At 69.4% G+C, this 12,258-nt stretch carries 17 protein-coding genes; 6 read left to right on the top strand and 11 right to left on the bottom strand.

Annotated elements, in window-relative coordinates; translation table 11 throughout:
- Positions 1–59: 59 nt before the first annotated feature.
- The 7 genes from FPZ47_RS23675 to ppgK all read right to left on the bottom strand — a co-directional run bounded on the left by FPZ47_RS23675 (position 60) and on the right by ppgK (position 5,509).
- A complete protein-coding gene (locus FPZ47_RS23675) occupies positions 60–692 on the bottom strand; it encodes a hypothetical protein (protein WP_144946382.1) in 633 nt (210 codons plus the stop codon).
- Positions 689–1,120 (bottom strand): DUF2742 domain-containing protein, encoded by a 432-nt coding sequence (locus FPZ47_RS23670; RefSeq protein WP_425461724.1) that lies wholly within the window; start codon positions 1,118–1,120, stop codon positions 689–691. The genes FPZ47_RS23675 and FPZ47_RS23670 overlap by 4 nt, the downstream gene beginning before the upstream one ends.
- Positions 1,117–1,386, bottom strand: a complete 270-nt coding sequence (locus FPZ47_RS23665) for a hypothetical protein (protein WP_144946376.1) — start codon at positions 1,384–1,386, stop codon at positions 1,117–1,119. Before FPZ47_RS23665 ends, FPZ47_RS23670 begins: the two co-directional genes overlap by 4 nt.
- 122 nt (positions 1,387–1,508) lie before the next feature.
- Positions 1,509–1,991, bottom strand: coding sequence for a hypothetical protein (locus tag FPZ47_RS23660; RefSeq protein ID WP_144946374.1), 483 nt, complete (start codon positions 1,989–1,991; stop codon positions 1,509–1,511).
- Positions 1,988–2,896, bottom strand: coding sequence for a tyrosine-type recombinase/integrase (locus FPZ47_RS23655; RefSeq protein ID WP_246133215.1), 909 nt, complete (start codon positions 2,894–2,896; stop codon positions 1,988–1,990). The genes FPZ47_RS23660 and FPZ47_RS23655 overlap by 4 nt, the downstream gene beginning before the upstream one ends.
- 91 nt (positions 2,897–2,987) lie before the next feature.
- Positions 2,988–4,508: an RNA polymerase sigma factor gene (locus FPZ47_RS23650; protein ID WP_144946371.1), complete on the bottom strand. Its 1,521-nt coding sequence runs from the start codon at positions 4,506–4,508 to the stop codon at positions 2,988–2,990.
- A gap of 179 nt (positions 4,509–4,687) precedes the next feature.
- Positions 4,688–5,509 (bottom strand): polyphosphate--glucose phosphotransferase, encoded by an 822-nt coding sequence (gene ppgK / locus FPZ47_RS23645; protein ID WP_144946368.1) that lies wholly within the window; start codon positions 5,507–5,509, stop codon positions 4,688–4,690.
- 146 nt (positions 5,510–5,655) lie between these two features.
- On the opposite strand from ppgK, the gene FPZ47_RS23640 reads away from it, so the two are divergent.
- Positions 5,656–6,522 (top strand): inositol monophosphatase family protein, encoded by an 867-nt coding sequence (locus FPZ47_RS23640; RefSeq protein ID WP_144946366.1) that lies wholly within the window; start codon positions 5,656–5,658, stop codon positions 6,520–6,522.
- Positions 6,523–6,531: 9 nt separating this feature from the next.
- On the opposite strand, the gene cei is transcribed toward FPZ47_RS23640, so the two are convergent.
- Positions 6,532–7,182: an envelope integrity protein Cei gene (gene cei / locus FPZ47_RS23635; protein WP_144946363.1), complete on the bottom strand. Its 651-nt coding sequence runs from the start codon at positions 7,180–7,182 to the stop codon at positions 6,532–6,534.
- Positions 7,183–7,378: 196 nt separating this feature from the next.
- On the opposite strand from cei, the gene FPZ47_RS23630 reads away from it, so the two are divergent.
- Positions 7,379–7,681 (top strand): DUF4193 domain-containing protein, encoded by a 303-nt coding sequence (locus FPZ47_RS23630; protein ID WP_144946360.1) that lies wholly within the window; start codon positions 7,379–7,381, stop codon positions 7,679–7,681.
- Positions 7,682–7,693: 12 nt separating this feature from the next.
- On the opposite strand, the gene FPZ47_RS23625 is transcribed toward FPZ47_RS23630, so the two are convergent.
- Positions 7,694–8,173, bottom strand: a complete 480-nt coding sequence (locus FPZ47_RS23625; protein WP_144946357.1) for a DUF3093 domain-containing protein — start codon at positions 8,171–8,173, stop codon at positions 7,694–7,696.
- Between the two features lie 25 nt (positions 8,174–8,198).
- Here FPZ47_RS23625 and dut point away from each other — a divergent pair, with 25 nt between their 5' ends.
- Both dut and FPZ47_RS23615 read left to right on the top strand, forming a co-directional pair.
- Entirely contained in the window at positions 8,199–8,663 is a 465-nt protein-coding gene (dut, locus tag FPZ47_RS23620; protein WP_144946354.1) for a dUTP diphosphatase, read from the top strand.
- 79 nt (positions 8,664–8,742) lie between these two features.
- Positions 8,743–9,528, top strand: coding sequence for a DUF3710 domain-containing protein (locus FPZ47_RS23615; RefSeq protein ID WP_144946351.1), 786 nt, complete (start codon positions 8,743–8,745; stop codon positions 9,526–9,528).
- A gap of 16 nt (positions 9,529–9,544) precedes the next feature.
- Here the strand turns inward: FPZ47_RS23615 and FPZ47_RS23610 are convergent, their stop codons facing one another.
- Positions 9,545–10,243, bottom strand: a complete 699-nt coding sequence (locus tag FPZ47_RS23610; RefSeq protein ID WP_144946348.1) for an alpha/beta fold hydrolase — start codon at positions 10,241–10,243, stop codon at positions 9,545–9,547.
- Between the two features lie 130 nt (positions 10,244–10,373).
- On the opposite strand from FPZ47_RS23610, the gene FPZ47_RS23605 reads away from it, so the two are divergent.
- On the top strand, positions 10,374–10,742 hold the full coding sequence (locus tag FPZ47_RS23605; RefSeq protein ID WP_144946345.1) for an OB-fold nucleic acid binding domain-containing protein: 369 nt from the start codon (positions 10,374–10,376) through the stop codon (positions 10,740–10,742).
- Between the two features lie 29 nt (positions 10,743–10,771).
- Positions 10,772–11,437, top strand: coding sequence for a DUF3159 domain-containing protein (locus FPZ47_RS23600; RefSeq protein WP_144946420.1), 666 nt, complete (start codon positions 10,772–10,774; stop codon positions 11,435–11,437).
- On the opposite strand, the gene FPZ47_RS23595 is transcribed toward FPZ47_RS23600, so the two are convergent.
- Positions 11,434–12,123, bottom strand: coding sequence for a potassium channel family protein (locus tag FPZ47_RS23595; RefSeq protein ID WP_144946343.1), 690 nt, complete (start codon positions 12,121–12,123; stop codon positions 11,434–11,436). The genes FPZ47_RS23600 and FPZ47_RS23595 overlap by 4 nt on opposite strands.
- Positions 12,124–12,258: the final 135 nt, after the last annotated feature.

Raw genomic sequence — 12,258 nt, 5'->3', positions numbered from 1 at the left:
CCTGCCACACGCTAATTGTCCCCTACCGCAGGGCGAATCCGGCGAAATGACTCACCCAATTACCGAAACATCTTTAATGCGACGATTCGCCGAGTCGCGGTGCTCTTGGCGCTTCCGTGCTCTGCGATCAACCCCAGAACGACATGGGGCACGTCTGGCTGGATCCAGGCCGCAACCATCACGGCCAGAAGCACCGCTTGGTCGCCTTCGGCGACATTGACGTGTTGCCAGAGCTTTTCGACGTCACCGCCGCGGGCGGGATCCGGCAGCGGAGCTGAGAGCTCCGTGCGGCGGAACACGACGGGGGCCATATCCGCGATGTGCCAGTCGCCGTCGCCAACGACGACGACGCGGTCGGCTTTGTCTGCCATGTCGATATGCACGCGGCCGGCATGCCCGGCCACGCGCAAGTGCAGTGGCCGCGGGCTCTCTTGCATCGCGTAGCCCTCGAGCACCGTGCACGCGTCGGCCAGCGCCTGCGAGGATGGCGCGGTCTTGTGTTTCTCGAAATAGTCCCGCGCCAGGCTCGCCCGCAAGCCCAGCTTGCCGCCGCGCAGCGGCAACGCCACGTGCGGTACATCGGGATAGGTTCCGTACGGCTGGCCGTCATCGCTGACGGCCAGGCTGTACTTGTCTCGTGCCATATCGACCAATTGCGACGATTGCGAGCGCTTCTCGGGCTTGTCGCTCACGACGCCTCCCGGCGGATGTAAGCGCCGGCCCTGGCCGCGGCGGCATGCCGGCGCAAGTCGCGAGCGACCGCGGACCAATCAGCGGCAGCTGAAATGTCACGGCTCGCCTCCGCGTGTGCTTGCTGACACGTCTCGACCCGCAACGCCCAATGCTGGGCGGCATCCAGCAGCGCAGCCCACTTCGCCGGGTCGTCCTGGGCGAGGCTGCACCAGGCCGGCGTCCCGGCCATCGGCCACGACCCGACTCCGGCCAACAGGGGCGTGACGAGCCGGTTAACCTCCCACCAGCTCACTTGCTGTGACGACACGATGCGGGTCAGCGCGTCAACTGCGTCTCGGTGACCGGATCGGCTATCGTTGGTGGTGGTTGATGGTTTTGGTGCGTTGGGCGGCTCTGTCGGGAGCCGCCTTTCGTTTTCTGTGGTCACGCTGCGTCGTCACCGCCTGCGCGTAGACGCCGCGCCCTGGCTGATTTCAACGCCAGCCGTTTGAAGTGGGCTTTGCGAGCGTGTTCTGCGCGACGGGCGCGTTCGGCTGGCGCCAGCTTGCCATCAGGATCGACCTGCTGCTCGAACTTGTCGAGCATTGCCTTGCGCGCGTTCAAGGTTCGTGCTGAACGGTCCGGGGTGCGGGACCAGGATTCGTGCGCGGCTATCTGGCCGCGTAGGGAACGTTCGGCCGGTGTGAGCGGCATTCTTCACCTCAAGGAATGACGAGGTTGGGGCTCCGTGAGGAGCGCCCTGAAGACCGCCCGCCGGATGGCGTTCGACCCGGATCATTTCTCGTCCGGGACAAAGTCGAAAGACGAACTACACTTTAGTACAGCGCCGCAAAATCTCGGTGTATAGCGCTTCCACTGCGTGTTGCCTCTGCGGTTCGGGAAGTGATTGGGCCTTTCCAAGCCAACGAACCGCACTCGGACACAACAGTGTTGATGTCGGAGAGGTAGACCGTTGGGCGGTTGTCGCTGCCCAGTGCGTTGAGAATGACGGTGAGCGTCGACCCGGACATGTCCACGCCGTCGGCCAGGGCGATCGCATCGGTAAGGTCGTTCAGCGGCCGGTCGGAGACGGCCCGACTCGGTCGTGATGTGTCCTCGTCGTGGCGACCGAATACCATGAGACTGCCGTCGAATCGGGCCCCTCGGCCGGCCTCAACCGTTCGCCGGGCCCATTCGTTAGTTTGGCCGCGGCTTGGCGGATTCCAATGCCACCAGTTCCCGGTGTCGTCGCGCACGAAGGTGTGCAGACTGCGATCGCCGTGGCGACTCGGCTTCACTATGGTGATCCTGTCGTTCACAGCTCCCCCAGATTTAGTCCGCGGGCTTCGGCGGCCGCGCGTTCGCCGGCGGTGGCTTTGGTGTAGCGGTCGATCATGTCCCGCGTCGACCACCCGGCCACAGCCATCAGGCCACCCTCCGAGCCGCCGGCGGCCAGCCACCGCGACGCCGCGGTGTGGCGCAACAGGTGCGGGTGGAAGCCATCGAGCCCGGCCAACTGGGCGCGGTACTTCAGCGCCGCGTGCAGCCCGTAGTACTCCAAGTTCTTGCCGCGGTCGCCGAGCCACAGTGCCCCGCCGCCGGCCAGCCGGTGGGTGCGCCGGGCGCGCGCATAGCGGTCGATGGCCCGGGCGGTCTGCGGCCCGATGGGCGCCACCCGGCCCTTGCCGCCCTTGCCGCGCCGGACGGTGACCAGGCCCCGGTTCAGGTCGACGTCGGCCACGGTGAGCCCGCAGACTTCCCCGGCACGCATCCCGGTCTCGGCCATCAGCCGCACGATGGCTTCGTCGCGGCGGTCGCGGAACTCCCGCCCGGCGCACGCCTTGATCAGCGCGCGCAGCTCGTCCTCGGTCAGCGATTCGGTGACCTTGGCGTCGAGCTTGGGCGCCTTGAGTCCGAGGAGGGGGTCGGTGTCGATCTCGCCTTCCTCCTCGAGCCACGCCGAGAACCGGCGCACGCCGAGCTGGCGGGCCCGGGCCGTGGCCGCTTCGGCGCCGTTGTCGAGCAGGTCGGCCACGAAGCCCTTAACTAGGTCGCGGTCCAGGGCGGGGCGCCGCTGAGTGTTCTCACACCAGCGCAGGAACGCGCGTACCCCGTCGCCGTAGCTTTTGATGGTCTGGGCCGACTTGCGCTCGGAGCGCAGCGCCAGCTCCCAGGAGGGCAGCAGCGAGGCCAGATCCAGGGCCGGGGGTGTGCGACGCGCCATGTCGATATCTTGACTGGTAGCGCTGTGCATGTCTACTATTTCTGTACTGACCAACAAATCCGCTGGTCAGCGTAACAATTGGGAGTGTCGCTCAGTCCAGGTAGTCGCGCAGCACCTGGGAGCGGCTGGGGTGGCGCAGCTTCGACATCGTCTTGGACTCGATCTGGCGGATGCGCTCGCGGGTCACCCCGTAGACCTGACCGATCTCATCGAGCGTGCGGGGCTGGCCGTCGGTGAGGCCGAAGCGCAGCCGTACCACGCCGGCCTCGCGCTCGGACAGCGTCTCGAGCACCGACTGCAGCTGGTCCTGCAGCAGGGTGAAGGACACCGCGTCGACGGCCACCACGGCCTCGCTGTCCTCGATGAAGTCGCCCAGTTGGCTGTCGCCCTCGTCGCCGATGGTCTGGTCCAGCGAGATCGGCTCGCGGGCGTACTGCTGGATCTCCAGCACCTTCTCCGGGGTGATGTCCATCTCCTTGGCCAGCTCCTCGGGACTGGGCTCGCGGCCCAGGTCCTGCAGCAGCTCGCGCTGGATGCGGCCCAGCTTGTTGATCACCTCGACCATGTGTACCGGGATACGGATGGTGCGGGCCTGGTCGGCCATGGCGCGGGTGATGGCCTGGCGAATCCACCACGTCGCGTAGGTGGAGAACTTGTAGCCCTTGGTGTAGTCGAACTTCTCGACCGCGCGGATCAGGCCCAGGTTGCCTTCCTGGATGAGGTCCAGAAACGCCATGCCGCGGCCGGTGTAGCGCTTGGCCAGCGAGACGACCAGCCGCAGGTTGGCCTCCAGCAGGTGGTTCTTCGCGCGGTCGCCGTCGCGGCAGATCCACATCATGTCGCGGCGCTGGGCTGCGGGCAGTTTGTCGCCGCGGTCGGTCATCTCGGTCATCAGCTGCGTGGCGTACAGGCCGGCCTCGATCCGCTTGGCCAGCTCGACCTCTTCCTCCGCGTTGAGCAGCGCCACCTTGCCGATCTGCTTGAGGTAGGCGCGAACCGAGTCGGCGGACGCGGTGAGTTCGGCGTCCTTGCGGGCCTGACGCAACGCTTCGGATTCGTCTTCGTCCCACACGAAATCGCCGGACGCCTTGTCCTTCTCGCTGGGCTCGGCGATCCCCTCGTCGTCGTCGGCGGGAGCCGCGGCGGCCGCGGCGGGCACCACGACGGCGTCGTCCTCGCCGTCCTCGGCCGCGTCCAGGTCCGTGTCATCACCTGCCGGAGCCGCGTCCTCGTCGAGGTCGTCGATGACGAGGTCGGCGATGTCGATCTCCTCGCCCGGCTCGCCTTCGAGGTCCGGTTCGGTGTCCAGGTCCTCGCCGGCGTCGAGGGCGTCCGGTTCGGTCCCGGATTCTTTGGCTGCCGCTTTGCTGCCGCGGGCGGCCGGGGTCTTCGGCGCGGCGCTCTTCGCGGCGGCGCGGGTCTTGTCGTCGTCGGTCGCCGGGTCGGCCTCGTGCTCCGCGGACTTGGTGCTCCGCGGCGCCGACTTGGCGGCCCGCTTTGCGGGCGCGGTGCCGTTGGCGGGCTTTGCCGCCGGCCGTTTGGCGGGTGACGCGGGTGACTTCGTGGCGTTGCGCTTCACCGGTTCATCGGTGCTGGGTTTGGTCGCTGCCACTTACACCCCTTCGGTCGGATTCACTTTCGGTGCTCTGGGCATACTGAACCGAAAGTGTCTGCTATGTCGAATGCCGGCGTTGGATATCAGCGTGGCCATACGCACGCTAATGACTTTGGGCTGCCGCCGAGGACCATTGTAGCGATACGGGGAGCTCGGACCGCCCGACCGGGCAGATTTCAGTGCGTCAGGTCGCGCGTCGCGGCGAAGCCGGCGGCCATGGCGGCGCCCACGATGCCGGCGGTGTTCTGCAGCGCCGCGGCCACCACCGGGGTGCGGTTCTCGAGCAGCGGAATCCACTTGTCGGCCTTGCGGCTGATGCCGCCACCTGCGATGAACAGGTCGGGCCAGATGGCGCTCTCGATGGCCACGAGCACCCGGGTCACCTGTTTGGCCCACTTCTCGTAGCTCCAGCCGTGCTTGTCCTTGACCGATGACGCCGCCCGTTGCTCGGCCTCTTTGCCGCCGACCTCGAGGTGACCGAACTCCGTGTTGGGTATCAGCGTGCCGTTGTGGATGACCGCGGAGCCGATCCCGGTGCCGAACGTCAGCAGCACGACCAGTCCGGCCTGGCCTTTGCCCGCCCCGTAGTACTCCTCGGCGAGTCCGGCCGCGTCGGCGTCGTTGAGGATCGTCACGTCCTGCCCGTTCAGTTCGGCGCTGATGATGTCGCGGGCGTTGGTGCCTATCCAGGACTTGTCGACGTTGGCCGCGGTCTGGACGACGCCGTGGGTGACCACACCCGGGTAGGTCACCCCGAGCGGACCTGTCCACCCGAATCCGTCCACGACCTCGGCGATGGCCTTGGCGACCGACGACGGCGTGGCCGGTTGGGGGGTCAGCACCTTGATCCGGTCACCGATCAACAGCCCGGTGTCCAGGTCGACGACGCCGCCCTTGATGCCGCTGCCACCGACATCGACGCCGAATCCGCGACGCCGCGGCACCCCGGCGACCGTCTCGGGGCCGGGCGTGTCGGTGCTCGATTCGGTGCTGGTCATCGAGTCTCCTCGGCGGGGGAGAGGTGGGGGTTGTCCGGCTCACCTTAGCCTGGCGACGATTTAGCCTGGCGACGATGCGGGTCAGCCCGGCGACGATCCGGGCTGCCGTTTCTGCGTGGCCGCGGCGATTGTGATGCGATGGATCGGTGACCGGAACCGACGACGACCCCGCCCTGCTGCGCTCGATAGCCGAGACGCTGGCCACCGAGGCCGCCGCGTTCGTGCGGCGCCGCCGCGCCGAGGTGTTCGGCGCGCATGCGGGTGGCGGCGGTGGCGCGGTGCGCTCCAAGAGCACCCCGACGGATCCGGTCACGGTCGTGGACACCGAAACCGAACGGCTGCTGCGAGATCGGTTGGCGCGCCTACGCCCCGGTGATCCCATCCTCGGGGAGGAGGGCGGCGGGCCCGCCGCCGCGGATGCCGCACCGGACGGGGCGGTCACCTGGGTGCTCGACCCCATCGACGGCACGGTGAATTTCGTGTACGGCATCCCCGCCTACGCCGTGTCGGTCGGCGCCCAGGTCGACGGTATGTCGGTGGCGGGGGCGGTCGCCGACGTCGTCGCCGGCCGGGTTTATTCGGCGGCAGCCGGTCACGGCGCGCGCGTCACCGACGGGCACGAGTCACGTTCGTTGCGGTGCGCGGCCGTCGCCGATCTGTCGATGGCGTTGTTGGGCACCGGTTTTGGCTACTCCGCGCCGCGGCGCGCCGCCCAGGCCGAGCTGCTGGCCAGGATGCTGCCGATGGTGCGCGACGTGCGCCGCATCGGCTCGGCGGCGCTGGATCTGTGCATGGTCGCCGCGGGGCGGCTGGACGCCTACTACGAGCACGGGCTGCAGGTGTGGGACTGCGCCGCCGGCGGGTTGATCGCGGCGGAGGCGGGGGCTCGGGTGGTGCTGCCGCCCCGCGACATCGACGGGGCGGGCCTGGTGATGGCCGCCGCACCCGGGATTGCCGACGAACTCCTCGCGGCCCTGGAGCGGTTCAACGGTCTGGACCCGATCCTGGACTGAGCCGAGCGCTCAGCAACTGCTGGCGTGAATCTTCTGCAGCAGCATGGGATCCGCCGGCTCGGTGGCGCCGGGGCGCAGGCTGGCCAGCACGGCGTCGATGTCGTCGTTGTGTGCCAGCGTGCCGAAGTCGGTGCCCACCGCGAGGTCGACGGAGTCGTCGGCGCGGTTGTCGTTGAACAGTTCCGTGCACGGCGCCACCAGCCACACCGCCGCCGCGGTGGCCTGCCCGGCCGTGCCGAAGCGGATCTGGCCCTGGCAGTTCAGCCGCGTGCCGGCGTAGATCGGGTCGTTGGCGGCGGTCGGCAGCGCGAAGCCCAGGTCCTTCATCGCGCCGGCGACGTCGGCGGCCTGGCCGCCCCGGCCGCTGGCGTTGAGAACCCGCACCTTGGTGTCGGCCAGCTTGGCCGGCGACACGTCCATCATCGCCGTGCGCGACACCTGCTCGCCGAGTTGCGGGCGGGCCGACCCTTGCGGCTGGGGTGGCGGATTGCACGCCTCGGCTTCGTGGACTTTCACCGGTCGCGTCAGCGCCACCGTCCAGGCAACGCCGGTCGCGACGGTCAGCAGCACCAGGACCACGATGGCCGGTCGAGGGTTGCGCCGCCGAAATGGCCGACCGTGCTTGTCGAACGCTGTACCCTCTGTGATTTGTGCGACCACAGGTGCACTTTAGTCGCACGCTGATCACACTGTTCGAGGCCGAACGCAAGACGTATTTTTATCTGTGATGCAAATCACAGACTAATGAGTCGGGATACGGGCACGAATCGTTTGGTGGATGCGTTCGACGCTGGTACAAAGCGTTGCTTGAAGTTTTAGGGCCTTGAAGTTTTAGGGCATGTGAGGGGATTGGGCGATGCCTACCGATTACGACGCTCCACGGCGCACCGAGACCGACGACGTCTCGGAAGACTCGCTGGAGGAGCTCAAAGCACGACGGAACGAGGCGGCGTCGGCGGTGGTCGACGTCGACGAGACCGAAACGGCTGAGTCTTTCGAGCTCCCCGGCGCCGACCTGTCCGGCGAGGAGCTCTCCGTTCGCGTGATCCCGAAGCAGGCGGACGAGTTCACGTGCTCGAGCTGTTTCCTGGTGCAGCATCGCAGCCGGCTGGCCAGCGAGAAGAACGGCGTGATGATCTGCACCGACTGCGCGGCCTGAGTCTCCCGAAGGTCAGCTGCGCAATGCCGACAGCACCCGGCCGGGGTGACGGCAACTCACCAGCCAGTACGGCGTGGGGTCGTCCGGGTCGTCGAGGACGACCAGAACCATCGGACCGATCCACGCCCGGTGCAGCACGTAGGCGGCCGGGTCGAGTTGGCGGCCCAGCGCCGCGGACTTGGCCGAGCGCGGTATCTCGGCGGACCGGGTTATCGCCGTGACGGGCAGATGCGCCTGGCCCGCCCACAGCTCGACGCCGTCGGGCCCGGCGGTGACTTGTATCTCAATACGGCCCAGCCACAGCAGTGTGCCCGCCGCGACCGTGAACAGCGTCGCGAACGGGACCCAGGCCGGCAAGGCGGCGCCCGCACCCATGTTGACCTCGAAGGCGACCAGACCCGCCAGCGCGAAGCCGAGCGGCCACCACCACCACGGCACCCACAGCCGCTCGCGATACCGCACGCTGAGCGGCGCGACGCGCGTTCCAGACACGCGGTCAAGGGTAGTCTGTGCCCCCGTGTCGACCCCTCTGGCGATCGTTCGCCTCGACCCCGAACTGCCGGTGCCCTCGCGCGCGCACAGCGGCGACGCCGGCGTGGACCTCTACAGCGCGGAAGACGTCACGCTCGATCCCGGCCACCGTGCGCTGGTACGGACGGGCGTCGCGGTCGCCATCCCGTTCGGGATGGTCGGGCTGGTCCACCCGCGCTCGGGATTGGCGGCGCGGGTGGGGCTTTCGATCGTCAACAGCCCGGGCACCATCGACGCCGGGTACCGCGGTGAGATCAAGGTCTCCCTCATCAACCTCGACCCGGCCGAGCCCGTCGTGGTGCATCGCGGAGACCGCATCGCCCAGCTCCTGGTGCAGCGGGTGGAGTTGTTGGAGCTGGTGGAGGTCGCGTCGTTCGACGAGGCCGGGCTGGCCGAGACATCCCGTGGCGACGGCGGTCACGGTTCCTCCGGGGGACATGCGAGTTTGTGACCGCCGGCGATGATGCAGTGGGGCACCTCCCGGCCGCGAAGCGGCGAGGGGGACGAAGCGATGGAGAGGAGCGGCGCTGATGGCGGTATTCGGCAGGCGCTCAGGTAGACGCGGCAAGGACGACGCCCCCGGCAGTCCCGCGGAATCCGAACAGCCCGTCGAGGCAGCGGCCGGGGTGGAGGCTGCCGGCGCGCGGGCCTCCGGCGAGCCGGGCGCACTCGAGGGCCCGTTCGACATCGACGACTTCGAGGACCCGGCGATCGCCGAGGTGGCCCGACTCGATCTGGGTTCGGTGCTCATCCCGATGCCCGACGGCGGCCAGTTGCAGGTCGAGTTGACCGAAACCGGCGTTCCCAGCGCCGTGTGGGTCGTCACACCCAACGGTCGTTTCACCATCGCCGCCTACGCGGCGCCCAAGACGGGCGGCCTGTGGCGGGAGGTGGCCGCCGAGCTCGCGGAGTCGCTGCGCAATGACTCGGCCAAGGTCAGCATCCAGGACGGCCCGTGGGGCCGGGAAGTGGTCGGCACCGCCACCGGCGTGGTGCGTTTCATCGGGGTCGACGGTTTCCGCTGGATGATCCGCTGCGTGGTCAACGGCACGCACGAGAGCATCGAGGCGTTGGATCGCGAGGCGCGCGCGGCGTTGGCGGACACGGTGGTTCGCCGCGGCGACACGCCGCTGCCGGTGCGGACCCCGCTGGCGGTGCAGCTGCCCGAGCCTATGGTCGCTCAGCTGCGGGAGGCCGCCGCCGCGCAGCAGGCCCAGCAGCAGGGCGAGGCGCAACAGGCGCCCGAGGGGCCCGCCGAACGCCGCAGCGCGCAGGGATCGGCCATGCAGCAGCTGCGGTCGACGACCGGCGGCTGAGCCGGACTCACGGGGCTCACAGGTCGCCCAGCGCGGCCAGGCAGGCCGCGCCCAGTTCGGCGGTGTCCGCGCCGAACTGTTCGAGCGTCACCGTCCGCAGGGCCGCGCGCGGCGCGGCGGTGACCCATTCCACGGCCACCTGCAGCGGGTGGATGGGGTCGTCGACGGCGGCGACCGCCGCCAGCGGCGCGGTCAGCCGGGCGAGGTCCGCGCGGCCGGGTGCGACGTAGCCCGCCGCTTCTTCCATCGCGTCGGGCAATTGCGGCCACTGGGCCCGCCACGACCGGGCGAGCTCGTCACCGAGCCAGGACGGGCTGGATGACCGCATCTGCGTCGTCGTCGCCGCCAGCCCGTCGCTGCGCAGCCGGGCCGCCGAATAGCGTGCCGCCAGCGCGGCGGGCGCGGAGCCGGGTGCCCCGGCCCAGGCCGGCAGCGCGGCCAGCACGGCGACCGTGCGATCCGGGTGCGCCAGCGCCCAGGCGGTTGCCACCGCGGCGCCGATCGAGATGCCGCCGACGCAGACCGGGCCCGCCCGCGCCGCGTCGTCCAGCGCGCACAGATAGCCGTCGATCAAGCGCTCCGGCTGCGGGGGCGGGGTCACCAGCACCGCTCCGGCCTCGTTCAACGCGCCGGAAAACGCCCGGCGGACGTAATCGTCGTCGGAGCCGGTTCCGGGCAGCAACACGGCCGTGACACCGCGCAGATCGACACCCACCTTTCCGATGCTGCCCGGCCGTGACGTTCGCTCCAACACGCGGTTTGGCCCGATTGGCACGCGGGAACCAACAGGTCTACGGTGTCCGTTGGCATTACGGAAAGCGCCATCGGCATTGTCAGGAGTGGCCATGGGGGCCCAAGGGTATCTGCGCCGGCTCACCCGTCGGTTGACGGAGCACCCGGATCAACGCGACTGCGAGGAGTTGTCCGACGAAGTCGCGAGCACCGGCGCGCAGCGTGTGATCGATTGCGAGCGCGGCCAGGAGGTCACGATGGTCGGCACGCTGCGCAGCGTGGAGACCAACGGCAAGGGTTGCGCGGGCGGCGTGCGCGCCGAACTGTTCGACGGCACCGACACCGTCACCCTCGTGTGGTTGGGTCAACGCCGGATTCCCGGCATCGACTCGGGCCGCACCCTGCGAGTGCGGGGCCGGGTGGGCAAGCTCGAGAACGGCACCAAGGCGATCTACAACCCGCGCTACGAAATTCAGCGGTGACCGTCTCCGGCGACGGGGCGGCCGACCCGATCGGCCCGACGGACGGCGGTGGCGTCAGCACCGGGCGCACAGGCGCCGAACGCCTGCTGACGCAGCTGGGCGGGGTCAGCGGTGTCGTCTACTCGTCGCTGCCCGTGGTCACCTTCGTGCTCACCTCCAACCTGCTCGGGCTGCTGCCCGCAATCGCGTCCGCCCTGGGCGTGTCCGCACTGGTGCTGCTGTGGCGGCTCATCCGGCGCGATTCCATGCAACCGGCATTCTCGGGCTTCGGGGGTGTGGTCGTGTGCGCGCTGGTCGCCTACGTCATGGGGGACTCCAAGGGCTACTTCCTGCTGGGCATCTGGATGTCGTTGCTGTGGGCGGTCGTGTTCTCGGCGTCGGTTCTGGTGCGCCGGCCGCTGGTCGGCTACCTGGCCAGCTGGGCCGGCGGGCGGCAGCACACCTGGCGCGACGTACCCCGGGCGGTGTACGCCTTCGATGCGGCGTCCCTGTGCTGGGTGCTGGTGTTCGGCGCCCGGTTCCTCGTGCAGCGGCACCTCTACGAGGCCGATCAGACCGGTTGGCTGGGTGTGGCCCGGATCGGGATGGGCTGGCCGTTGACCGCGTTGGCCGCGTTGGCCACGTATGCGGCCTACAGGTCGGCCCAGCGCGCCATCTCCGCGGTCGACGAGGTCGAGGCCCGCGACGCGGGCTAGCCGGCCGGCGCGGGCTCGCCCGGCTCAGCGCTCGGCAGCAGCAGTTCGCGCAGGTCCTCTTCGGCCTCGGTGACCGCGACGAACAGCAACTCGTCGCCACCTTCGAGCGGCTCGTCGGCCTCCGGCACGATCACGCGCGGACCGCGCAGGATGGTGACCAGGGCGGCGTCCCGCGGCAGTTGCAGCTTGCGCACCGGCTTGCCGCCCCACGGCGTGTCGTCGGGCAACGTGATCTCGACCAGGTTGGCCTGACCCCGGCGGAACTCCATGAGCCGCACGAGATCGCCGACCGCGACGGCCTCCTCGATCAGCGACGCCAGCATGCGCGGGGTCGACACCGCGACGTCCACACCCCAGGCGTCGGTGAACAGCCATTCGTTGCGCGGATCGTTGACGCGGGCCACGACGCGCGGGACCGCGAACTCGGTCTTGGCCAGCAGGCTGAGCACGACGTTGGCCTTGTCGTCACCGGTCGCGGCGACCACCACGTCGAAATCCTCGAGGTGCACCGACTCCAGCAGGCTCAGTTCGCAGGCGTCGCCCAGGCGCCAGTGCGCCGCCGGGATGGCGTCCACGTCGACGTGGTCGGGGTTGCGCTCGATCAGGGTCACTTCGTGGTCGTTGCCGACCAGTTCGCGGGTGACCGAGCGCCCGACCGCACCGGCCCCGGCGACAGCTACTTTCATCTCCGCCACTCCTCAACCCCGGCTGCGCCGGCGTCTTCGTCGTCGGCGGTCTTCATCTCCGCCACTCTCCCCCGCAAGCGGGTGGTACCCCCGCCACCCCGGCCGCGGGGGGGGGGGGGGGGGGGGGGGGGGGGG

Source organism: Mycobacterium helveticum (assembly GCF_007714205.1).
In the GTDB taxonomy this organism is placed as follows: domain Bacteria; phylum Actinomycetota; class Actinomycetes; order Mycobacteriales; family Mycobacteriaceae; genus Mycobacterium; species Mycobacterium helveticum.
The sequence above is the reverse complement of the archived record's forward strand: the minus strand, read 5'-3'. Positions and strand labels throughout refer to the sequence as shown.